This window comes from Pedobacter sp. B4-66 (assembly GCF_018492665.1).
GTDB lineage: Bacteria > Bacteroidota > Bacteroidia > Sphingobacteriales > Sphingobacteriaceae > Pedobacter.
Window position 1 is genome coordinate 141544 of record NZ_JAFVME010000012.1, and the last position, 21558, is coordinate 163101.

Annotated in this window: 21 protein-coding genes; 11 read left to right on the plus strand and 10 right to left on the minus strand. The window is 37.9% G+C overall.

Features of this window, described 5'->3' with window-relative positions; genetic code table 11:
* The 8 genes from wecB to J1905_RS19500 all read left to right on the plus strand — a co-directional run bounded on the left by wecB (position 1) and on the right by J1905_RS19500 (position 10134).
* Positions 1–1104 carry a non-hydrolyzing UDP-N-acetylglucosamine 2-epimerase gene (gene wecB / locus J1905_RS19465; protein ID WP_214228899.1) on the plus strand — a complete coding sequence of 368 codons (1104 nt, stop codon included), beginning with the start codon at positions 1–3 and terminating at the stop codon, positions 1102–1104.
* Positions 1104–2987, plus strand: a complete 1884-nt coding sequence (locus J1905_RS19470; RefSeq protein ID WP_214228900.1) for an alginate lyase family protein — start codon at positions 1104–1106, stop codon at positions 2985–2987. Before wecB ends, J1905_RS19470 begins: the two co-directional genes overlap by 1 nt.
* The gene (locus J1905_RS19475; protein ID WP_214228901.1) at positions 2988–4226 is read left to right on the plus strand and encodes a glycosyltransferase family 4 protein; all 1239 of its coding nucleotides are present in this window, start codon (positions 2988–2990) and stop codon (positions 4224–4226) included.
* Positions 4219–4821, plus strand: a complete 603-nt coding sequence (locus tag J1905_RS19480) for a sugar transferase (RefSeq protein ID WP_214228902.1) — start codon at positions 4219–4221, stop codon at positions 4819–4821. The genes J1905_RS19475 and J1905_RS19480 overlap by 8 nt, the downstream gene beginning before the upstream one ends.
* Entirely contained in the window at positions 4821–5429 is a 609-nt protein-coding gene (locus J1905_RS19485; protein ID WP_214228903.1) for an acetyltransferase, read from the plus strand. The genes J1905_RS19480 and J1905_RS19485 overlap by 1 nt, the downstream gene beginning before the upstream one ends.
* Positions 5429–6556 (plus strand): DegT/DnrJ/EryC1/StrS family aminotransferase, encoded by a 1128-nt coding sequence (locus J1905_RS19490; protein WP_214228904.1) that lies wholly within the window; start codon positions 5429–5431, stop codon positions 6554–6556. The genes J1905_RS19485 and J1905_RS19490 overlap by 1 nt, the downstream gene beginning before the upstream one ends.
* Before the next feature lie 147 nt (positions 6557–6703).
* Positions 6704–8638, plus strand: a complete 1935-nt coding sequence (locus tag J1905_RS19495; RefSeq protein ID WP_214228905.1) for a polysaccharide biosynthesis protein — start codon at positions 6704–6706, stop codon at positions 8636–8638.
* A 20-nt stretch (positions 8639–8658) separates the two neighbouring features.
* A complete protein-coding gene (locus tag J1905_RS19500; protein WP_214228906.1) occupies positions 8659–10134 on the plus strand; it encodes a tetratricopeptide repeat protein in 1476 nt (491 codons plus the stop codon).
* On the opposite strand, the gene J1905_RS19505 is transcribed toward J1905_RS19500, so the two are convergent.
* Genes J1905_RS19505 through J1905_RS19540 form a run of 8 tightly spaced genes read right to left on the minus strand, consistent with a single transcriptional unit; the run spans position 10127 to position 15663 of the window.
* Entirely contained in the window at positions 10127–10771 is a 645-nt protein-coding gene (locus J1905_RS19505; RefSeq protein WP_214228907.1) for a 1-acyl-sn-glycerol-3-phosphate acyltransferase, read from the minus strand. The two genes, J1905_RS19500 and J1905_RS19505, sit on opposite strands and share 8 nt — an antisense overlap.
* Positions 10768–11592: an alpha/beta hydrolase gene (locus tag J1905_RS19510; RefSeq protein WP_250318146.1), complete on the minus strand. Its 825-nt coding sequence runs from the start codon at positions 11590–11592 to the stop codon at positions 10768–10770. Before J1905_RS19510 ends, J1905_RS19505 begins: the two co-directional genes overlap by 4 nt.
* Positions 11589–11954, minus strand: coding sequence for a holo-ACP synthase (locus tag J1905_RS19515; protein ID WP_214228908.1), 366 nt, complete (start codon positions 11952–11954; stop codon positions 11589–11591). Before J1905_RS19515 ends, J1905_RS19510 begins: the two co-directional genes overlap by 4 nt.
* Positions 11947–12756 (minus strand): enoyl-ACP reductase FabI, encoded by an 810-nt coding sequence (locus J1905_RS19520; protein WP_214228909.1) that lies wholly within the window; start codon positions 12754–12756, stop codon positions 11947–11949. The genes J1905_RS19515 and J1905_RS19520 overlap by 8 nt, the downstream gene beginning before the upstream one ends.
* A gap of 1 nt (position 12757) precedes the next feature.
* Positions 12758–14107, minus strand: coding sequence for a beta-ketoacyl-[acyl-carrier-protein] synthase family protein (locus J1905_RS19525; protein WP_214228910.1), 1350 nt, complete (start codon positions 14105–14107; stop codon positions 12758–12760).
* Between the two features lie 2 nt (positions 14108–14109).
* The gene (locus J1905_RS19530) at positions 14110–14370 is read right to left on the minus strand and encodes a phosphopantetheine-binding protein (protein ID WP_214228911.1); all 261 of its coding nucleotides are present in this window, start codon (positions 14368–14370) and stop codon (positions 14110–14112) included.
* Between the two features lie 5 nt (positions 14371–14375).
* Positions 14376–14924, minus strand: a complete 549-nt coding sequence (locus J1905_RS19535) for a hypothetical protein (RefSeq protein WP_214228912.1) — start codon at positions 14922–14924, stop codon at positions 14376–14378.
* Between the two features lie 16 nt (positions 14925–14940).
* Positions 14941–15663, minus strand: coding sequence for an SDR family NAD(P)-dependent oxidoreductase (locus tag J1905_RS19540; protein WP_214228913.1), 723 nt, complete (start codon positions 15661–15663; stop codon positions 14941–14943).
* 267 nt (positions 15664–15930) lie between these two features.
* Here J1905_RS19540 and glmS point away from each other — a divergent pair, with 267 nt between their 5' ends.
* Complete coding sequence (gene glmS, locus J1905_RS19545; protein ID WP_214228914.1) at positions 15931–17769, plus strand: glutamine--fructose-6-phosphate transaminase (isomerizing); 1839 nt, start codon at positions 15931–15933, stop codon at positions 17767–17769.
* A 66-nt stretch (positions 17770–17835) separates the two neighbouring features.
* Entirely contained in the window at positions 17836–18639 is an 804-nt protein-coding gene (locus J1905_RS19550) for a hypothetical protein (protein WP_214228915.1), read from the plus strand.
* Between the two features lie 29 nt (positions 18640–18668).
* On the opposite strand, the gene J1905_RS19555 is transcribed toward J1905_RS19550, so the two are convergent.
* Positions 18669–19307 carry a response regulator transcription factor gene (locus J1905_RS19555; RefSeq protein WP_214228916.1) on the minus strand — a complete coding sequence of 213 codons (639 nt, stop codon included), beginning with the start codon at positions 19305–19307 and terminating at the stop codon, positions 18669–18671.
* Between the two features lie 161 nt (positions 19308–19468).
* Between J1905_RS19555 and J1905_RS19560 the strand changes: the two genes are divergently transcribed.
* Positions 19469–20407, plus strand: a complete 939-nt coding sequence (locus J1905_RS19560; protein WP_214228917.1) for a phosphate/phosphite/phosphonate ABC transporter substrate-binding protein — start codon at positions 19469–19471, stop codon at positions 20405–20407.
* A 16-nt stretch (positions 20408–20423) separates the two neighbouring features.
* Here J1905_RS19560 and J1905_RS19565 read toward each other — a convergent pair whose 3' ends face one another.
* Positions 20424–21557, minus strand: coding sequence for a beta-1,2-mannosidase (locus J1905_RS19565; protein ID WP_214228918.1), 1134 nt, complete (start codon positions 21555–21557; stop codon positions 20424–20426).
* Position 21558: the final 1 nt, after the last annotated feature.

A 21558-nucleotide genomic window follows, 5' to 3' on the forward strand; every position in this document is an offset into this window, starting at 1 on the left:
ATGTTGATTACTATCATTGCGGGCGCCCGCCCGAACTTTATGAAGATTGCGCCAATAGTACATTCCATGCAGAGAGCAAAGGATGCAGGGAATGACATCGATTTTCGATTAATACATACCGGTCAGCACTTTGATAAAAAAATGTCGGGAGATTTTTTTGACCAATTAGGTATACCAGAACCTCATGCTAATTTAGAAGCTGGAGGAGGCTCCCAGGCAGAGCAGACTGGCGCTATAATGATCAGATTTGAGCAAGAATTGTTGGCAAACCCAACTGACTTGGTTTTAGTGGTAGGTGATGTAACATCTACTATGGCTTGTGCAATTACTGCTCAAAAGTTAAAAATTAAAGTTGCACATGTTGAAGCGGGCATAAGATCAGATGATTGGACAATGCCTGAAGAGATTAACCGCTTAGTTACTGATAGCATCACAAATTATTTTTTCACAACCTCTGAAGTTGCAAATGAGAATTTAAGAAAATCAGGGATTGAAGAAGGACGAATTTATTTTGTAGGCAATACAATGATAGACACTCTGCTCAAAAATAAAACACGTTTTATTGCCCCGCCAATTTGGAATGAAGCAAGTTTATCAGAAGGTGGATACCTGGTTTTAACTTTACACAGACCAGGTAATGTAGATCAGGAACAACAACTGAAGTTGTTAATGGAAGAAATTATTTCGAACAGTAATAGTGTCCCAATTATATTTCCTGTTCATCCTAGAACAGCAAAGAATCTTCAAGGACTAGGGATCTCAGCACCAAATCTTCATTTCATTGAGCCTTTAAGTTATCTTGAATTTAACTTTCTTGTTGAAAAAGCGAAGTTGGTGGTAACGGATTCTGGAGGTATAACTGAAGAAACTACAGTAATGGGAGTTCCTTGTATTACATTAAGAAATAACACAGAAAGACCAGAAACAATAACTATTGGTACTAATGAACTGATTGGTACGGATCCTAGTGCAATTAAACCTGCTTTTGAGAAGCTCTTTAAAGGTGAATGGAAGAAAGGTGGCATCCCACCACTTTGGGATGGTAAAACTGCTGATAGAATTGTGGATCACATCATTCAAATTTTCGATATAAAAGAAGATTAATGTACCAAAAGATTCAGAAAGCTGGACAGCTAATAGGTAACATGGGCTGGAGGTATATCACCTTCAGAGTTGGATTTGAATTAAAGAAAAAGAGCGGGCTTCTAAAGAGGAAGTTTCCTTTAGATCCCCCCTTGAAAACCTTTTTTTCTCTAAAAAAATGGAAAGCTGAGGCCAAGCCATTCTTTTTTGAAAACATGGAATCTATTTTGACCAAAGAATCTATTCCTGAAGGACTAGAAAGAGATTATAAAAATCTTTCGGAATATAAATACCCATTTTTTTCTAGTCTGGAGTATGACTTGGGAGCCAATTATGATTGGATAACGAATCCAGATACTGGATTTCAATACGATGCCAATGCTCATTGGCTTGATATTAATGACTACGACCAAAAGGCTGGTGATATTAAATTTGTATGGGAGCCTTCCAGGTTTTCCCACCTTTATACCATGATTCGGTATGATAAATATTTCGGGGAGGATTGTTCCAAACAAGTATTTAATGAAATAGAGCGTTGGTTAGATGGAAATAAAATTAATCAAGGACCGAATTTTAAGTGCAGTCAGGAAATCTCATTGAGAATAATGAATTGGACTTTTGCCCTATACTATTATAAAGATTCTCCTAATTTAACCGAAGGTCTTTTCAATAAGATTCAGCATTATATTTATCATCAGGCTCAGCATGTGTATGATAATATAAATTTTTCCAGAATTGCAGTTAGAAATAACCACGCAATTACTGAAACCCTTCTTTTGTATTTGGTCGGTTTGTTATTCCCCCAATTCCCTAGATCAAATAAATGGAAGAAAGATGGAAAGCGATGGTTTGAACAGGAAATTGAATATCAGGTTTATCAGGATGGAACCTTTCTTCAGTTCTCAATGAATTACCATAGGGTGGTTATTCAGCTCTTGACTTGGGCTATACGCCTATCAGAGTTAAATAAAGAGAAATTTGAAGATGTGGTTTATGACAGAGCAGAGAAAAGTTTGAAATTTCTGATGAGCTCACTTAATGAAGAGACGGGGTTTTTGCCTAATTATGGTAATAATGATGGTGCTCTCTTCTTTAAATTGAACAATGCGCATTATAGAGATTATATGCCACAATTGGAAGCCCTGAGTTATTCTTTAGGATTCAGTTGGCCATACAGGAAATCTGAAGATGCGATATGGTATGGACTTGAATCAAGTGCTGGGGCTAAATCTACAGCCATTGAGAATGGTGTTAGTATGTTTGGGGAAGGTGGATACTATATATTTAGATCCCCAGACTCTCTAAGTTTTATCAGGGCAGGTAAGCATAAAGACAGACCTGCACAAGCTGATAATTTACATTTGGATCTTTGGTATAATGAAAAAAATATCCTGCATGATGGAGGAACATACAAGTACAATTGTAGTCCCGAAGATTTAAAATACTTTATGGGGACGCGCTCTCATAATACTGTTATGTTAGACGATAATGACCAAATGGAAAAGGGTTCCAGATTCATTTGGTATCATTGGACACAATGTGAGAAGGTAAAAACAGAAGAAACAGAAGACTACTTTCTTTTTGAAGGCACTGTAAGTGCATTTAGACATATAGATAAAAATATAATGCAGATAAGGAAGCTTAAAATTTGGAAGAAGCAGCATGTTTGGGAGATCGAAGATACAATAATAGGAAAGCCTAAAGAAATGCTACTTCGTCAAATATGGCATACAAGATATCCGGAAATGCTAACCTTTGAAAGTGTTGAAACATCAGGGAAACCTATAACTCCAACTATGAGTGAAGGGTATTATTCTGAATTTTATGGTATAAAAGAAGCATGTAGTGAATTAACACTTTCTACATACGAGGAAAATATAAAAACAATAATTTCAATAAAATAAATGAGAGTCCTATTACTTCATCAGTATTTTTTAGAGCAAGATGATCCCGGAGGATCCAGATTTAATGAATTGACAGCGCAATGGACTGAACAAGGTCATGAAGTAACCGTACTCGCGGGTATGATGCATTATAATGGCCATGAGAAACGCGATATTTATAAAGGTAAATGGTTTGTAAATAATCAGCAGGGAAAGGTTAACGTATGGAGAACACATGTTTCTGAAAGCTATAATTCCGGATTTATTGGAAGATTATGGGGCTACTTTTCTTTTGTATTTTCTGCTCTTTGGGCAGGGTTGTTCAAAGTTAAAGGGAAATATGATATTATTTTGGTGACTTCTCCACCACTTTTTATTGGAATTACAGGTTATCTTTTATCTAGAATAAAAGGAAAGCCTTTTGTCTTCGAAATTAGAGATTTGTGGCCTGAATCTGCTATAGATACTGGAGTTGTCACAAATAAAATGATCATTAAACTTGCGTATGCATTGGAGGCATTTATTTATAAAAAAGCCAAAAAGATTAATGTTTTAACACCGGCCTTCAGAAAAACTTTAATCGAGAAAAAATCTGTACCAGAGGATAAAATTATTTTTATTCCGAATGCAGCTGATTTTAGTTTATCTGATCATTTACTTCATGATTTTGATGTAACTGGTTTCAGAAAAAATCTAAACTGGCAAGATAAGTTTGTTATTACTTATGTTGGAGCACATGGTGTAGCGAATCATTTGGATCAGGTATTGGAAACTGCCGACTTACTTAGAGATACAAATGTTTTATTTGTATTGATTGGTCAGGGAATGCAAAAAAATCAGTTAAAGGAATTAGCGAGCAAAATGCAATTACAGAATATTCTTTTTCTTGATCCTGTAGCCAAAGCTGAAGTGTTTAAATATATTTTTGCATCTGATATGGGAGCTTCTGTTCTGAAAGATGTGGAGACATTTAAAACAGTATACTCAAATAAAACATTTGATTATATGGCTTGTAAAAAGCCTATTTTCATGGCGATTGATGGTGTGTCCAGAGAGTTAGTAGAAGAAGCTAATGCAGGTATATTTGTGAAACCTGAAAATCCAAAGGATTTTGCCGAAAAAGTTAAATTATACATGAGCGATCCAGAATTGATTAGACAACAAGGCGAGTCTGGTTATTCCTTTGCAAAGCAGAACTTTGACCGCAAAGTGCTGGCAAATAAATACATTGAGTATTTAAAGTTATTTAGTAATGTATAAAAATTGCTTGAAATACATTCTTGATGTTTTTATTGCATCAATTGGCTTTATAATCTTGCTGCCTATATTTTTGTTGGTTACAGTTTTATTATGTCTTGCCAACCAAGGTAAACCCTTCTTTTTTCAACTTCGACCAGGTAAAAATGGAAAGCTGTTCAAAATAGTTAAGTTTAAAACGATGAACGATAGAAAAGGAGAGGATGGGCAATTATTGTCAGATGAAGAGCGATTAACTGCAGTGGGATTATTTGTCCGTAAAACATCTCTCGACGAAATTCCTCAACTATTAAATGTGATAAAAGGTGATATGAGCTTAATTGGACCAAGACCTCTGCTTCCTGAATACCTGCCTTTATATTCAAAAGACCAAAACAGAAGGCATGACGTTAGACCAGGTATTACCGGTTGGGCGCAAATTAATGGACGAAATGCAATTGGTTGGAAACAAAAATTTGAATTAGATATATGGTATGTAGATCATCTGAGTTTTTGGTTAGATTTGAAAATTATATTGTTAACTATTAAAAAGGTAATTGTTAAGGAGGGAATATCATCTGATACCTCCGTAACTATGGAAAAATTTACTGGAAACTAATGCATATTATCGGTGCTAGCGGTCACGCAAAAGTGATTATTGATATACTAAAACTGAACAAACAGGATATTACTGGTGTGTGGGATGATAATGAAGAAATCAAATGCTTATCTTCTTTTAAGATAAATGGCACTATACTTGAGTTTAAGAAACTAACCTCTCCTGAAGCTATTATTAGTATTGGTAATAACCGGATTAGAGAAATGCTTGCTAAGCAGTTAAATCTGGAGTTTGGAATTGCTATCCATCCCTCGAGCGTAATTGCTGATTCAGTTGAAATATTAGCGGGAACGGTGGTTATGGCAAATGTTTCAATAAATGCCGATGCTTATATAGGAAGACATGCTATTCTGAACACGAATGCTTCAATAGACCATGATTGTAAAATTGGTGATTTTGTACATATCTCCCCGCAGGTAGGTTTAGCGGGAAACGTAATTGTGGGAGAAGGGACGCACATTGGTATAGGTGCTAATGTGATTCAAGGAATTAAAATAGGTCAATGGGCTACCATAGGTGCAGGTGCAGTCATCATAAAGGATGTACCTGATTTTGCAGTTGTAGTAGGAAATCCTGCTAGAATAATTAAATATAATACTATAATGTAATGAACGATAAAATATGGCTTTCTTCTCCCCACATGGGAGATAATGAACTTAAATATGTTACTGAGGCTTTCGAAACTAATTGGATTGCTCCTCTGGGGCCTCATGTTGATGGCTTTGAGAACGACCTCGTTGCCTATACTGGGTCAAAGTATGCCGCGGCTTTAAGTTCTGGAACTTCGGCAATTCACCTTGCTTTAATTATGCTAGGTGTAAAACCAGGTGATGAAGTAATTTGTCAATCTATGACCTTTTCTGCGAGTGCTAATCCTATTGCTTATGTAGGTGCAACACCTATTTTTGTAGACAGTGAAAAGGAAACCTGGAACATGTGTCCAGATTTATTACGTGAGGCAATCGTAGATAGGATAGCAAAAGGTAAGAAGCCTAAAGCGATTATTCCTGTACATTTGTACGGCATGCCAGCACAAATGGATAAGATTATGGCTATTGCAAATGAATTTGAAATTCCAATCATAGAAGACGCGGCTGAAGCTCTAGGTTCAACCATCAATGAAAAAGCGATGGGTACCTTTGGTTTAATGGGTATTCTCTCGTTTAATGGGAATAAAATTATCACCACTTCTGGTGGAGGAGCCTTAATTTCTGATCAGGAAGAGTACATTACGCAAGGTAGATTTTTAGCAACTCAGGCAAGAGATAAAGCTCATCATTATGAACATAGCGAAATTGGTTATAACTACAGAATGAGTAATGTTTCTGCAGGTATCGGCAGAGGGCAAATGGAAGTTTTACAGGATCGTGTAAATAAAAGAAGGTCAAATTTTGAATTTTATAAAAAGGAATTATCTGCTTTTGAATGTATAAGTGTTTTGGAAGAGCCAAAAGGGTATTTTTCAAACAGATGGTTAAGTACAATTCATGTAAATCCCGTTAACGCTAAAGGGATTAACAAAAAGAGCCTTTACAATATACTATCAGAGGATAATATTGAAAGCAGACCTCTTTGGAAGCCAATGCATATGCAGCCGGTGTTTGCCGACAGCCCTTTTTATGGCAATGGGGTCTCTGAAGAGTTGTTTCGCAATGGTTTGTGTCTTCCTTCAGGATCTAATTTAGGCGAGGAGGATTTGCAAAGAGTAGTAAAAGGTATTTCAAGCCTTTTTTAAATGGCCCAGAAAGGTAGAGTCCTAATTATAAATTAATTAGGACTTTTTGTTTTTCATTTTTTATAATTTAATAAATACCTACTTTTGGGTATTAAAAGTTTGGTTTAATTATTGCTAAGTTTGTTTTTGGATAAAATCACCCTATGAATGTTCACTAAACTAGAAATTGTACCTCGCTGGATTATATTCACAATCGATATTTGTTTGAGTGTATTTGCGCTCGTTCTGGCAAAAGTTCTGAAAAATAACTTTCTTATAGAGAACATTAATGCTTTGGCATTATATAAGTCTATATTGTTGGTTATTGTCGTAAATACTTTAGTGTTTTTTAACATCAAAACGTTTGCGGGAATTGTTCGCTACACCAGCGCACAGGATTCATTCAGAATATTGTTCGCAGTTGTTTTAAGCTCTCTTTCAATTTTCTTTTCTAATGCCATCATAATAGTACTAGGAGGTGATAGAATTCTTAGTAACGTTACAATTATTACCTATTCTTTATTTAGTTTTCTATTTCTGATTACCTATAGGGTAATTGTAAAGTACTTTTTTATGTACATAAAAAATGCTAAACTCGATAAAATCAGAATAATTATTTATGGTGCCGGGGAAGCTGGGGTAGCAACCAAAAGAACATTCGATCATGATGCAAAAGTAAATAAGACTATTATTGCCTATGTAGATGACGATTTGCGAAAGGTTGGGAAAACCATTGATGGAGTTAAGATTCTGGATGCCGCAACTCTTGAAACCTTAATCATTAAACATGAAGTGGATGAAGTAATATTTGCTTCTTATACCATACCTTCAGACAGAAAGGAACAAATAGTTGACGTGTGTTTGGAAAATGATGTTAAGATACTTAATATCCCACCGCCTGATGTTTGGGCTCGTGGTGATGTGAGTACCGCGCAGATTCAAAACCTTAATATTGAGGATCTATTAAACAGAAAACCGATTCATATTGATACTGAAGGTATACAAAACCAATTAAAGGGGAGGCGGATTCTAATTACGGGTGCAGCAGGATCTATAGGTAGTGAAATCGTAAGGCAAGTGTTGAAATTTGAATCAGGCCTGATCATTCTGTGCGATCATAGTGAGACTGCTTTGCATCATTTGTACCTAGAATTAGAAGAAACGCATAAGGATATTAACTTTCATGCTTTTATAGGCGATGTAAAAGATGAGAAACGAATGAACTTTCTGTTTGAGACTTTTAAGCCTCATTACGTGTATCATGCGGCAGCATACAAACATGTACCTATGATGGAAGATAATCCGGCAGAAGCGATTAAAACGAATGTATTGGGTACAAAAACAATTGCTGACCTGTCAGTTAAACATGGGGTTCAGAAATTTGTAATGATCTCTACGGATAAAGCCGTTAACCCAACAAATATCATGGGGGCTTCTAAACGTATTGCCGAGATCTATGTACAATCATTAAATAACTCTCTTACAACTCCAGATTTTATATTTTCAAATGGTTTAGGATATATTAATGATCTAAACGTAAAGCCAATTACCAGGTTTATTACTACCCGATTTGGAAATGTTTTGGGGTCCAATGGTTCGGTAATCCCTAGATTTAAACAACAAATTGAGAAAGGTGGTCCTGTAACAGTTACCCATCCTGAAATTACCCGCTATTTCATGACCATACCAGAGGCATGTCGACTGGTATTGGAAGCCGGATGCATGGGCAAGGGCGGTGAGATTTATGTTTTTGACATGGGTAAGTCTGTTAAAATTGTTGAGCTGGCCAAGAAAATGATTCGACTAGCTGGATTAGTTCCTAATGAAGACATTAAGATCACCTATTCGGGCTTAAGACCAGGAGAAAAGTTGTATGAAGAGCTTTTGAATGATAATGAAAATACGATGCCTACTCATCATGAGAAGATCATGATTGGTCAGGTTCGTGAGTATGTTTTTAATGAAATAGAAGCCCAGATCTATAAATTAGTAGATCACGCCATTATTAATGACAATCGAAAAGTCGTAATCCAAATGAAGACCATTGTCCCTGAATTCAAGAGTAAAAATTCTAAGTTTGAGGAGTTTGATGTGGTTTCCTAAATAAGATTTAACAAAATTTCATGCCCAATAAGTTTTTTCTTGTATTACTACTAGTCTGCTGTCAGGGCTCTTTAAAAGCCAATTTCGTATTCGATTCAACTGCAACGGCTGCGTATAGGGCAATATTTGATTTGAGATTAAATGATGCGAGAGCATACATTGCTGAAGGAAAAAGGAATAATCCAAAAAATGGGATTTCCATTCTTTTGGACAATTATGTGGACTATTTTCACTTACTGACTTCTGACAATAAAGCTGATTATACCAAATTTAAAGAGCGCCGGTCGGAAAGGATAGACGCTTTGGAAGACAATGATGAAAGTTCGCCTTATTACTTGTTTGCCCAGGCAGAAGTATACCTGCAATGGGGGTTAATCAAAGCAAAGTTTGGAGACTATACTTCTTCCACTATGGATTTAAGGAAAGCCCAGAATTTGTTGAAAAAGAACAATGAAAAATTCAGTACTTTTTTACCTAATCAGAAAAGTCTGGCATTAATAGAAGTGGTATTTGGTGCTATTCCGTCTAACTTGAAGGGTATCGCAGATTTTTTAGGACTTCGTGGCAATGTTTCGAATGGAGTAAAACGACTGGAAGCATTTAAATCAAATATTAAGGGTACGAAATACAGTTTCTATAATGACGAGGTGATTTTTCTATTATGCTTTATGGATATAGACCTGCTTCACAATAGAGACAATTATAACAAGCTCAGCGCTTTTTTAGAGGACATGAACGATAAGAGTTTACTTAAGACCTACCTTCAAGGTTACGTGGCATTTAAAACCGGAAAGAATGATAAGGCAATCTCTTATTTAGAGGACATTCCAAAATCTAATACCTACGCATCAATGCCGACTGTTCAGTATTTGTTAGGTAATGCCAAATTGTGCAGAATGGATAAAGATGCTGCTGTTTTTCTTGCCAATTATTTAAAGGAGTACAAAGGCACTAATTATATTAAAGACACCTACCTGAAACTGGCTTATCACTATTTTTTAAAGGACGATATGTTAGGGTATTCCAATTACATCAAACTGGTTCGCACAAAAGGATACGCATCTGATGAAAAAGACAAGCAGGCATTGAAGGAAGCGAACGGTGATAAACCGGACATTGATCTTTTAAGGGCCAGACTTTACTTTGATGGAGGGTATTACAGCAAAGCTTTGGAGCAAATTAAAGATAAGCCTCAAGCTGAGCTAAAGACACTGCGTGATCAGATTGAGCTTTATTACAGGCTGGGGAGGATATATGACCGTTTAGATAGCTTTAATGCAGCGACAGTGAACTATCAGAAGGCCATAAATTTAGGGAAGAACGAAAATTATTATTTTGCAGCGAATTCGGCTTTGTTTTTAGGGATGCTCTATGAGCAGAAAAATAACAATGCTAAGGCTGCCTATTATTACAACTTAACCCTGGGGATGAAAGATCATGAATATCAGAATAGTATTGATACCCAGGCAAAAGATGGATTGCGCAGGGTCAAGTAGTAAATCTTATGTTCTTTTCTATTGATTGGCGATGATGCAAATTCACTTGATCTTTTAGGGCTTCAAACTCAAATTCCTCATTCGTGCCACAATCCAGCATATTGTAATATACAGATGGTTTTGTGCTTTCAAAATACTCAATTAGATTGCTGCTCCAGATGAGCTGACATTTTCCTTTTACATTTGGCACAATCTCTCTCAGTCCATCCTGAAATTGTATGCGCCTTACATGGCTGCTTTCCAGGTTTCCCTGAGGATAAAATAGCAAGACGTTTCCCGGTTCGGACAGAACTTCTGCCGCATAGTTAAAGCTTTCTGTAATAGAGCGCTTTCCAGGGTCGATGGAGAAGCAGCCGCAGTACTTAAGCCATTTGTTTTTCTGCATCTGTTTTTTCAATACCATGATATGCAGCTTCTGCATTTTGCTTTCCTTTTTAAGCACTTTATTGCATAGATGATAAGCCAAAAGTCCATCAAGAAAACTAAAATGATTGCACATGAGCAAATAAGAGTGATCTGGTTTGATGTCAATATCCCTGATGATGATCTTGTTGAAACGTCTTTTAAAGAGCCAGCCAATCATCAGTGCCCCGCACTTAAAAAAGAATGGATTTAAGGGTTTTGCTTTAATAATCATGCTAGGGAAGCTGTTAATCGATTTACAAAATTCTGATTGATCATTTCGTGGTTTTCATCTAATATTAACACTTCTCCGTGTTTGTATTTGGCAAAAAAAGCCTTTCCAATGCCTGGTAAATACATTTTATCATAACGGCCAAATATAAATATACTTTTGATGTTGTGGGTAGTAAGTGAATGAATGAGTTTCTCTTGGTCAGTCTCTAATAGGCGGAGATAGGTGAAACAGGCATATAAGGCAAAACGGAGTTCGTAGGTAATAACTTCTTTGTGTAAAATGTCACGGCCTTTGGCGTCAATGAATCTCAGTAATTTGCAAAAATTGATGATGTTGATCATCGCTTTCTCACTAAGCATCAGTTTCTCTAATAGTTTATTGCCTGCCTTGTTTTTCCCGAAGAACCGGATCATCGCACCGGGATTTATGGATGATGGTGCTGCTATGATGTATTCGTTGATCATTGAAGGCAATTCTTCAACAATTGCTGTAGCATAATGAGAACCCATGGAGTACCCGATCACTGAAAAGGTTTCAATTTTTTCGTGTAGGCAAAAAGCTGCAATCATTGCTGCCAGTTCGCTTTTTTGCAGCCCTTTTTTTATGGTTGTTAAACTCTGATCTTTTAGTTGAGTGCCTTTGTGAAAAAAAAGATCAAAACCCCAGAAAGTATATTGATGGCCCAACTGATCTGCAACAAGCTTAAATTGTTTTCCGTGCATACCAAAGCCATGAAAGCACAACATATGCTTTGCTCCGGTGCCAAACTTATAATAGTGCAACTTTACGAATTGATTTTCAAAGTAATTTCCGGTCATCATATCAGTTCAGCAATAGCAATGGCCCAGGCATAATCTCCATCATGTGACAGTGTTAAGCTAACCTGAAAGGGATTTGCCGGGTTGTGATGAAATATAACATGTGGGCGCCCGCCGATTTTTTCTCGGGTGATCTCAATTTTTTTCCAGGAAAGCGTAGCGCGATCTAACTGTTTTATAGCCTTGTATACCGCTTCTTTAGCAGCCCAGGTGGAGGCATAACGGAGCAGGGAGTCCTCAAACCTATCGCAATAAGCGATTTCTGCTGCGGTGTATACCTTGTTTTGGAATAGCGGAGTTAATGATTGTTTAAAATCAGGGATAAAAACCAGGTCATTGCCTACGGCAAATTTCTGACTATTCATCGATTGCTACTCCCATAATGTTAAAACCGCCGTCGACGAAATGGATATTGCCGGTAACTTTCTTCGACAGATCTGAGAAATAATACAGGGCTGCGTTTCCCGCATCGCCTGCGTCTATATTACCCAGGGGAGCAGTCACTTTACCTAGTTTTCGGAGTTTACGCACTCCATTGATACCACCAGCAGAGGTAGTCATAACCAGACCGGCCGATAGCGCATTGACTCTTATTTTTTTAGCCCGGAAATGGCTGGCCAGATACAGGACAATATTTTCCAGGGCAGCCTTGTTGATTGACATTCCTGCATATCCGGGAAATACCCGCTGTGAAGCATTATAAGTGAGTGTCAGGATAGAGGCATTGTCGGCCAGGAAAGGTTCTGCAACTCTTGCAATCCTTAGTAGTGAATAGGCACTGATATTAAAGGAATCCATAAAATCCTCGAAAGGAATATTCAGATAACTGGGAGCTGGGGTATCGCTGCCCGGAATGCTGTAACACATTACTTGTTGATTGCCAAATGCTACTCCATGAAGTACATAATCAATTGAGCCGAGTTCTTTATAGATATGTTGCATAAATGCGGTGATCTGTTCTTCATCTCTGACATCGACATGCATGGCGAGTGTTTCGGGGATGTTCAGTTCAGTTAGCAGGTGCAATACATTGATTTTTGTATCGTCTACATAACTAAGTGCGATTTTACATCCGGATTGGTGAAGCTTAACTGCAATATCATATGCGATGGAGCTGTCATTTCTGACCCCGAAAATAACAGCGACTTTATTTTTATTATCGATCATTTTATTGGTGTTTTGAGATAGACATTGCACTGTTGGTGCCGCCAAAACCATAATTTAAACAAACTATTTGATTGATGCTTTTATGTATATTTTCCTTTGAAATCAGGTGTCTGTATTCCGCAAGCGGTTTTTTGGGGCCATCCCAATCGGGGAGTTTTTGGAATGGTTCGAGTTCAGGGTTCAATATGTCTGAGTTTAGGCAGGGTAATACCTGTTGCTCTTCAAGCATGAATATAGAGGTGATCAGCTCTACGGCACCCGCTGCGCCTAGCATATGACCGAACTGGGATTTCGGAGCAGAAATGTGATAGCTTTCCTCGCCCATTACATCCACAACGCTTAGCAACTCGATGGCATCCCCGACAGGTGTTGAGGTTCCATGAACTTTTACCACGTCCGGTTTAATCAGTTGATCGCCAAAGAGGCCTTTCCATAGTCTTTTCTGACCCATGAAAGAAGGTGAGAACATATTTCCATCGCCGTCAGAATTGTTGTGGTAATTGTCGATGACGGCAAGGATTTTAGCGCCCCGGGCTTTGGCCATTTCGTATTCTTCAAGTGCCACGATTCCACATCCAAAAGAACAGACAAAGCCGTTTCTGCTGGTATCAAAAGGACGAGAGCTTTCGGCAGGACTAAAACCTTTACTTAAAACCTGCATGGCATCAAATCCAATAAATGTTTCCAATGCGGTTTCTTCTACCCCACCACACACCACGCGATCCTGAATCCCAAAATTGATTAGTCGGTAAGCGTAACCAATATTACCAAGGCCAGTGGCACATGCAGAACCGATGGCTTCGCAAACGCCCTTGTTTTTAATTAAACAGGAAACATTTGCTGCATGGCGGTATACCATTCCCCTGTCAACAGTATGCGAACCGAGTGCTCTGCTTTTACGTTTTAATTCGAAGAAATTGTGCCAGGCTGTTCCGGTAATGATCTGACCGGCAGAACCTGAACCGATGACCACGCCCGTTTGTTCAGATTCAGTTTCAGTATTTGTCCAGCCAGCCATTTTAATGGCCTCCTGTGTTGCGATCATGGACCAGATACTGCCAATATCTGAAGTGGCCAGATTGCCGTTTGGAACTCTGTTGAGATGATCGATAAAAGTTTCCGGATATTCCAGAACAAGGGTAGAGTAGATGGTTTCGAGGCTCATTTCGGCTTCAGTAATGTACCCGCAAACTGTAGAACGGATAGCTTTTCCAAGCGCCTGGGCTTTATCCCAATCCCTGATCAGGCTTTTGCCGGCAAACAGCTTTTGCTTAAAGTCATTCAGATCCTTACAGTTGGGGAAAGCCCCACCCATACCTACTATTGCTACTCTTCTTCCCTCTGCCATCATGGTTATCCTTTTTCTTTAGTGCTAATGATGAGGTCAACAATATCTTTAACTGTTGATCCCAGGTCATCGATGTCATCATCGTCAAACTCGACATCAAACTTCTGCTCTGCTTTTGCCGCGATATTGATCATTTCTGTTGAAGGAGTTTTAAGGTCTGCAATGAAATCTGTTTCTTCCGTTACGTTTTCCAGCTTTTCCTGGTCTATAGTTCTTACGGTTCTTAAGATATCCACCAGTCCGTCAATAATTTCTTGTCTTTCCATATGCTCTATTTTTTTATTTTATCTCTTTTCATTCCTTTTCCTGTTACGTCGAACAGTTCTGCGATCAGGGTGAAATCTTCACTCAGTTCGTAATTGAGAAATTGTTCTTTGCTATAATTGAGGAAATAGGCATCAAGATCGAGGCCTTTGGGAACTTTGTAAATTCTGCCGTCGCAGGTCATTTGTCTGAATTTGTAAAATGTGATTTTTCCCATGCTGATGAACACATCGCCTTCCTCCAGGTAACTTCTGAAGTTGACTTGCCCGATGCTGAGAAATAACGGAACGAAATTGTTCTTGAGATATTCAGGATCACATTTTTGTTTCCTGCATTCTAAGAATCCGCTACATGATACTACAGTGGCCTGGGCAAATGCCTCGATCTGATCGACGCCCCTGAACACTCCGAAGTGATCTTCTACATCTCTTGAGTTAGGGGAATAGCTGGCGATAATGCCGGTATCAGGCAAATGCCAGTGATAGGCATTTAAAAGTGTTTTTTTTGGTCCGTGGATTAGTAGACCTGCCGGGGATACTCCTAAAAGGTTGTCCATATGTGATGTGTATTAATCAGGCCAGACCTCCGTTAATGTGAATATTTGTCCCGTTGATATAGGCAGATTGTTCCGATAGGAGGAAGGATACCAAGTCTGCGATTTCCTCCGCGCTACCAAACCTTTTTGACGGGATCATTTTTAAATACTTTTCCTTTTCTTTTTCCGGGATAGTGTTAGTCATGTCAGTTTCTATAAATCCCGGGGATATGCTAAGCACACGGATTTTGTGCTCCTCATTTAAAGAAGCAGCCTCTTGCGCTAATGATTTGGAAAGCGCAACCAAACCGGCTTTTGTAGCGGCATATACTGCCTGAAAGGCATTTCCCGTTTCTCCGACTATTGAACTGATGTTGATGATTACCCCTTGCTTGCTGAGGCTAAAAATTTTCATGGCGGTTTTGCAAATCATGATTGGTGCCCTCAGGTTAACATTGAGCATGGCATCGATTGCCTTTTCCGGTTGAAATATCAATGAATTATCAAAGGTAACACCGGCATTATTTATAATCCCATAAAGGGAGTCGCCGTGTTCTTTTTTTAGTTGTTTGCAAAAGCCGGTTACCTGTTCGGGATTTGAAAGGTCCGCACATAAAATCTGGCTGTTTGGTGGAATAGAAGTAAAGCTATCCGGACTTGAAGCGTGAAGAATCAGGTGATATTGGGAAGATAGTTTTTGAGATATTGCTAAACCAAGGCCCCTGCTAGCACCGGTTATTAATATCTTTTTATTTGTCATGGAGCATATTAATTTATTGGTTAAATATGCTTATTTTTTTGGATATTTTTTATGTATAAGTCGAAGAAAGGGTTTGGTAAGCTATTGTTAGTTGGCTATCTGAGAAGGGAATCCTATCGTGTCGCGATTTTCGGACCAAAGTTACGCAAACGGTTGATTTTGCGGTTAAACGCCTATAAATAATAAAAATGATTATTAGATTTGGGTTTTAAACTTTAAGTTTGATAAAATTTATAAACATCTTTATTTTATTTACCTATTGAATTTATGTGTGGAATAGTTGGTTACATAGGCCATAGAGAAGCCTGGCCTTTAGTTATTAAAGGATTAAAAAGATTAGAATACCGTGGTTATGACAGTGCCGGTATAGCGCTGATCAATAACGATGGATTAAATATCTATAAGAAAGCCGGTAAAGTACTGGAGCTTGAAAACTTTGCAGAAGGTAAAAACCTTTCCGGTACAATTGGTATTGGACATACAAGATGGGCAACTCACGGTGCTCCATCTGACAGGAATTCTCATCCACATACATCTCATAGTGGTGACTTAACAATAATACATAACGGAATTATTGAAAATTATGCAGCTCTTAAAGAGATGCTGGTGAGTAAAGGTCATGAATTTAATAGCGATACGGATACTGAAGTATTGATACACCTGATTGAAGAAATCTATAAGCAAGAAAAAGTTGATCTTTTGGAGGCTGTAAGGTTAGCACTTCATAAAGTAAGCGGTGCTTACGCTATCGTTGTAATGGATGAAGCACAGCCTGACCAATTGATTGCAGCTAGAAAAGGTAGTCCAATGGTTATTGGTGTAGGTCAGGGTGAATATTTTATTGCTTCTGATGCAACGCCGATTGTAGAATATACTAAAAACGTAATTTACCTGAACGACAATGAGATCGCTTTTCTTAAGCGTGATGAGTTAATGATCAAACGTTTAGATAATGTAGTTCAGACGCCATATATCCAGGAATTAGAATTGAAACTGGAAATGTTGGAGAAAGGTGGTTATGACCACTTTATGCTCAAAGAGATTTATGAGCAACCACGTTCTGTAAGAGATTGTCTAAGAGGTCGTATCTATCCTAATGAAGGAAGAGTACAATTAGGTGGTATCAGTGAATTTGCGCATAAACTTAAAAATGTAGACCGGATCATTATTGTTGCTTGTGGTACTTCATGGCATGCAGGATTGGTTGGGGAGTATTTAATTGAAGAGTATGCAAGGATACCTGTTGAGGTAGAATATGCTTCGGAATTTAGATACAGAAACCCAATCATAACTGAGAAGGACGTAGTAATTGCCATCTCTCAATCTGGTGAGACTGCAGATACCATGGCTGCTATTGAAATGGCTAAGGAAAAAGGAGCAACCATTTTTGGTGTATGTAATGTTGTTGGGGCTTCTATTCCAAGACTTACTCATGCAGGTGCTTATACTCACGCTGGTCCAGAGATTGGTGTAGCATCAACTAAAGCATTTACAGCTCAGGTTACAGTATTAACTTTGATCGCTTTCCATCTTGCACAGCAAAAAGGAACTTTAACTAGTTCTAAATTAACTGAGCTATTAACTGAGCTAGATAATATCCCTCAAAAAATAGAAAAAGCTTTAGAATCAGAAAATCTGATCAAAGAAATCTCTGCTAAGTTTAAAGATTCAAGAAACTGTTTGTTCCTTGGTAGGGGAAGTGGGTTCCCAGTGGCGTTAGAGGGTGCTTTAAAGCTTAAGGAGATCTCTTATATACATGCTGAGGGTTATCCGGCTGCTGAAATGAAACACGGTCCTATCGCCTTAATTGATGAAGAGATGCCGGTAGTAGTTATTGCAACCAAAAACTCATCTTACGAAAAAGTAATCAGCAATATTCAGGAAGTTAAAGCCAGAAAAGGAATTGTTTTGGCTATCGTTACAGAAGGTGATACTGAAGTTAGAAAAATGGCAGATTACTGCATTGAGATTCCTGATGCCAGTGAAGCTTTCTTGCCATTGTTAGCGACTATTCCATTGCAACTATTATCTTATCACATTGCGGTAATGAGAGGGTGTAATGTTGATCAACCTAGAAATCTGGCTAAGTCTGTTACAGTAGAATAATTTTTTGAGAAGAAAGGCGGGTAATTACCGCCTTTCTTTTTATCTTTAAATTTAATCTATTAACCAATGAAAAAACGACTCTCTTACATCGCCTTTTGTATCATCCTCACAATTGCTTCCTGCAAAAAGAAGGACTCTGGAATTAAACCAGAAGAAATTCCAACAGCTCTTGATAGGATTAATATTAACGACCAGTTTGAAGCATTTTTAGAATACGATAAAAAGGATAGGCTTGTAAGATATTCAAGAGGCTCTGAGGAAGAGTATTTTGAATATAATGACAAGAACGAGGTCGTAAAGGTTACTGAGATCAATTCCTTTACCTCCCCATCATCTAATTCCAGTGTCACCAAAATTTTTTACAAGAATGGCCTTCCTTTTTCCGGATCCAGAATATGTAATCCCCCTTATTCTAAAAGCCCTAACCATGAATATTATGTAGATAGTGTGAGCTATAAGGTGGTAAACAATGAAGTAACGGTCATAAAATATTTCGATCGAAAATATTATAATTATTACACTCGCGAGCTGACAAGATCAAGTACCGATACACTAGGTATACATCTGTTTTCTTATGCGAATAAGAACCTTGTATCTGAAACGTTATCTAGAGATAACACATTAAAATATACATACGGATCAAAAAAGGGGATTTTATCTGCTAAGAAACTTCCTTTTGTGTTGTACGGGAGTGCTCTCCCAGTTTTATACGGGGAAAATGAGTTGCTAACTACCGAAGACAAAGTAGAAACCCGAACCTATAATTACACTTATAATCAGGCTGATATTCCTGTTTCTGCAAAAGTCGTGGTGACTTATAAGGCTGATTACGCTCCAACTTCTTATAATCAAAGTTTTATTTATAAATAATTCTTTTACGGAGACAAGCGGGTATTGATTCAGACTTTTAAGTTTAACCTGATCAATTCGATTTTACTGTTGATCTTAAGCGTCTGATAGATATTCTTAAGATGTGTTTCAACAGTGAAAATGCTAATGAACAATTCGTTGGCAATATCTTTATTTGAAGTTGTGCCCTGATTCATAATGCGCACAATTTCAAGTTGTCGAGGAGATAGCTTAGAACGAAGTGTATAAATATCTTCATTGCCCTCTAAATCCTCCTGAACATTTGATCCGGTTAAAAAAACATCTTCATCATTAAGTACCTTTTCAATACTCTCTTTAAGTATATCTATACTCGTATCCTTAGGAATAAATCCATTTACACCGTTTTTTTTACATTGGCTAATAATTGCCGGATTGGTGTACATGGAAATGATGATGATCTTTACTTCAGGAAGTTTTTTGCGTATTTCCAACGAGGCAGTCAAGCCATCCATAAAGGGCATATTAATGTCTAGCAAGACTAAATCCGGAGTATAGCTATTGAGTAGATGCATTAGCTTTTTGCCGTTGTTTACTTTAGCAAGAACATTATAATTAACGAATTCGCTGGTAAGCAATTTTTCCAGCCCCTCTGCGAAGAGTTGATGATCTTCAGCAATGATGATACTAATGTTCGTTTTGGTACCCATATTTATGGCCAATCAAGAGGTTATTTATAATTAAATATACGTAAGATATATCCAATTTAGGATACCTGAAAGAAGGTAAAATGAATTAGGTGTTTTGAGTCTTATTTTTATGATTTTAATTCATTTATTTTGAATAAACATCGGATCAAAATTTTATTGCAATGAAAAAAGGGTTTTTGTTCTTAATAGCCATATTATGGTTTTTGGAATTTAATGCTTTTTCACAGAAAAAGCAGCAGGTAGTTGAAGATAGGGTATTAAAGCTGGCTACTTATCAATATGCTGACAATAACAGAATTGCCAATATCTCGCCTTTGGCGGCCTTTCTTACTGAAAAGTTAGGAAGAAGGGTGGAAGTTAAAAGTTACCCTACAGTTCGTTCGTTTATTGAGGCTATTCAACACAATGAGGTTGATATTGCACTTATCAATACATTTGGGTACTTGCTCTTGGAGGCTTCAAAAGAAACCTATCCAATGAAACCTTTTCTGGCACTTGAGGTGGCCCCCGAAGCTGTTGACAATTATAAAACAGCAATAGTTGCTCCCGCTGGTTTCGGCATTAATAAACTTGAAGATATTAAGAGACAGGCATCGAAAACGCGTCTTTTATTAGTAGCGGAAGGCTCAACATCAGGTAACCTTGTGCCGAGGCTTGCATTTACCAAAATGGGGATTGTTGATGCGGAAAAGGATTTTAAGGCTGTTGCTTATGGGAAGAACCATAAATTGACTATTGAAGCAGTTGCCAATGGCAATGCCGACCTTGCCGCTGTGGGGAGCACGGAGTACTTTAACTTTACAGAGAGCCCTCAAAATAAGGCTAAGGTTAAATTGGTGTGGATGTCTCCCGAAATACCTTTAGGTCCGGTGCTGATTAATAATGCTTTAACAATAGAAATGAAAGCGCATATTTCTAAAACGCTATTGGAATTGCATGAGTTACAGCCAGAATCACTTCTGGCTGTAAAAAATGGATGGAGTGAAGCAAAACAAGCTGTGAAATATATCAGGATTGATGCAGATTATTATAAGCCGTTTGAAAAACAATTGGGTAAACGAGCTGATCTGCAAAAGATACTAAAGCAATTTGCGAATTAGCCTGACGCGTTATAGTTTATCTCTTTAAAGGATCAAATACTGCAACCGCTACTCTAGAGTCGGCACATCCATAATATAGGAACCATTTTTTTTGATGAAAGATTAAGCCTTCAACAAATACTGTCCCGGCTGGGTATTGTCCGCTTTTCTCAAATGATTCTGTAGGAACAAAAAATGGTTTATCTAATCTGCCAATCACTTTTTCAGGGTTTTTAGCATCAAAAAGAACTTGTCCGGCCGCATAAGTATTGGCTGTATAGTTTTTATCGGCCTGGTCGCCTGAAGCATTTTTTCCATTGTACAATACAAGTATCCCTTTATCTGTTAACAATGCAGGTGGGCCTGCCTCAGTGAGGTCGCTGTCGAAATAGTTCTTTCTTGGTTTGATCAGTTCCTTGATCTTTCCTTGTTCATCTAATGCTGGTGCCCAGTTCACCAGGTCGTCAGAGGTTGCTGCATTAAGGAACTTTTCTCCCCAGTACATTAAATATTTTCCATTCACCTTTGCAATTACTTGTTTGCCATTTACCAGTTTGGTTACGATAGAAGCTGATTTAGTGAACATGTCGTAAAATTTGCCGTTGTAAGCTTTTGCAAAAGCAGGGCCGTGTTTAGTCCACTTAATTAAATCTTTAGAAGTGGCAACACCTAGTCGGGCTACTTTTTTATTCCATTGTGTATAAAACATTACATAAGTGCCATCGCTGGTTACAGCTACCCTTGGGTCTTCACATCCTCCAGGATTTTCTAATTCTTTTTGGTTGTCGTTGCCTGGATAAAATACGGGTTCACTTTTCCTTTTAAAGGTTAGGCCATCTGTACTATAAGCATAGCCAAGTCTGGATGTTCTGTGGCCAATTCCTACACCTGATTTATCCTCCGCCCTGTATAGTACTACAATTTCTTTTCCTTTTACGGTTGCTGCAGGGTTAAAGGTGTCGTTCGATTCCCAATCTACATATTTTCCAGATAGCGGATCCAGAAAGGTGGTGCTTGTATTTGGTGAGATGATTGGGTTTACACCTGCTGGTCTTAAGAATGGACCTAAAGCCCAAGTAGGTAATTTTTCCTGAACAGTTTGTGCGTTTGTTTGCTCTGCTGAAAGCAGAAAAAACGAGCAGATTAAAGCGAATGATAAAAGTTTTTTCATA

What these genes read in the sequence shown, in the direction of transcription:
- J1905_RS19555 (WP_214228916.1), bottom strand. Translation starts at nt 19,307, where the DNA reads ATGGGTACCAAAACGAACATTAGTATCATCATTGCTGAAGATCATCAA.
- J1905_RS19510 (WP_250318146.1), bottom strand. Translation starts at nt 11,592, where the DNA reads ATGATGACCGGAAATTACTTTGAAAATCAATTCGTAAAGTTGCACTAT.
- J1905_RS19530 (WP_214228911.1), bottom strand. Translation starts at nt 14,370, where the DNA reads ATGGAAAGACAAGAAATTATTGACGGACTGGTGGATATCTTAAGAACC.
- J1905_RS19560 (WP_214228917.1), top strand. Translation starts at nt 19,469, where the DNA reads ATGAAAAAAGGGTTTTTGTTCTTAATAGCCATATTATGGTTTTTGGAA.
- J1905_RS19480 (WP_214228902.1), top strand. Translation starts at nt 4,219, where the DNA reads ATGTATAAAAATTGCTTGAAATACATTCTTGATGTTTTTATTGCATCA.
- wecB (WP_214228899.1), top strand. Translation starts at nt 1, where the DNA reads ATGTTGATTACTATCATTGCGGGCGCCCGCCCGAACTTTATGAAGATT.
- J1905_RS19505 (WP_214228907.1), bottom strand. Translation starts at nt 10,771, where the DNA reads ATGATTATTAAAGCAAAACCCTTAAATCCATTCTTTTTTAAGTGCGGG.
- J1905_RS19490 (WP_214228904.1), top strand. Translation starts at nt 5,429, where the DNA reads ATGAACGATAAAATATGGCTTTCTTCTCCCCACATGGGAGATAATGAA.
- J1905_RS19470 (WP_214228900.1), top strand. Translation starts at nt 1,104, where the DNA reads ATGTACCAAAAGATTCAGAAAGCTGGACAGCTAATAGGTAACATGGGC.
- J1905_RS19485 (WP_214228903.1), top strand. Translation starts at nt 4,821, where the DNA reads ATGCATATTATCGGTGCTAGCGGTCACGCAAAAGTGATTATTGATATA.
- glmS (WP_214228914.1), top strand. Translation starts at nt 15,931, where the DNA reads ATGTGTGGAATAGTTGGTTACATAGGCCATAGAGAAGCCTGGCCTTTA.
- J1905_RS19475 (WP_214228901.1), top strand. Translation starts at nt 2,988, where the DNA reads ATGAGAGTCCTATTACTTCATCAGTATTTTTTAGAGCAAGATGATCCC.
- J1905_RS19520 (WP_214228909.1), bottom strand. Translation starts at nt 12,756, where the DNA reads ATGATCGATAATAAAAATAAAGTCGCTGTTATTTTCGGGGTCAGAAAT.
- J1905_RS19550 (WP_214228915.1), top strand. Translation starts at nt 17,836, where the DNA reads ATGAAAAAACGACTCTCTTACATCGCCTTTTGTATCATCCTCACAATT.
- J1905_RS19525 (WP_214228910.1), bottom strand. Translation starts at nt 14,107, where the DNA reads ATGATGGCAGAGGGAAGAAGAGTAGCAATAGTAGGTATGGGTGGGGCT.
- J1905_RS19535 (WP_214228912.1), bottom strand. Translation starts at nt 14,924, where the DNA reads ATGGACAACCTTTTAGGAGTATCCCCGGCAGGTCTACTAATCCACGGA.
- J1905_RS19500 (WP_214228906.1), top strand. Translation starts at nt 8,659, where the DNA reads ATGCCCAATAAGTTTTTTCTTGTATTACTACTAGTCTGCTGTCAGGGC.
- J1905_RS19495 (WP_214228905.1), top strand. Translation starts at nt 6,704, where the DNA reads ATGTTCACTAAACTAGAAATTGTACCTCGCTGGATTATATTCACAATC.
- J1905_RS19515 (WP_214228908.1), bottom strand. Translation starts at nt 11,954, where the DNA reads ATGAATAGTCAGAAATTTGCCGTAGGCAATGACCTGGTTTTTATCCCT.
- J1905_RS19565 (WP_214228918.1), bottom strand. Translation starts at nt 21,557, where the DNA reads ATGAAAAAACTTTTATCATTCGCTTTAATCTGCTCGTTTTTTCTGCTT.
- J1905_RS19540 (WP_214228913.1), bottom strand. Translation starts at nt 15,663, where the DNA reads ATGACAAATAAAAAGATATTAATAACCGGTGCTAGCAGGGGCCTTGGT.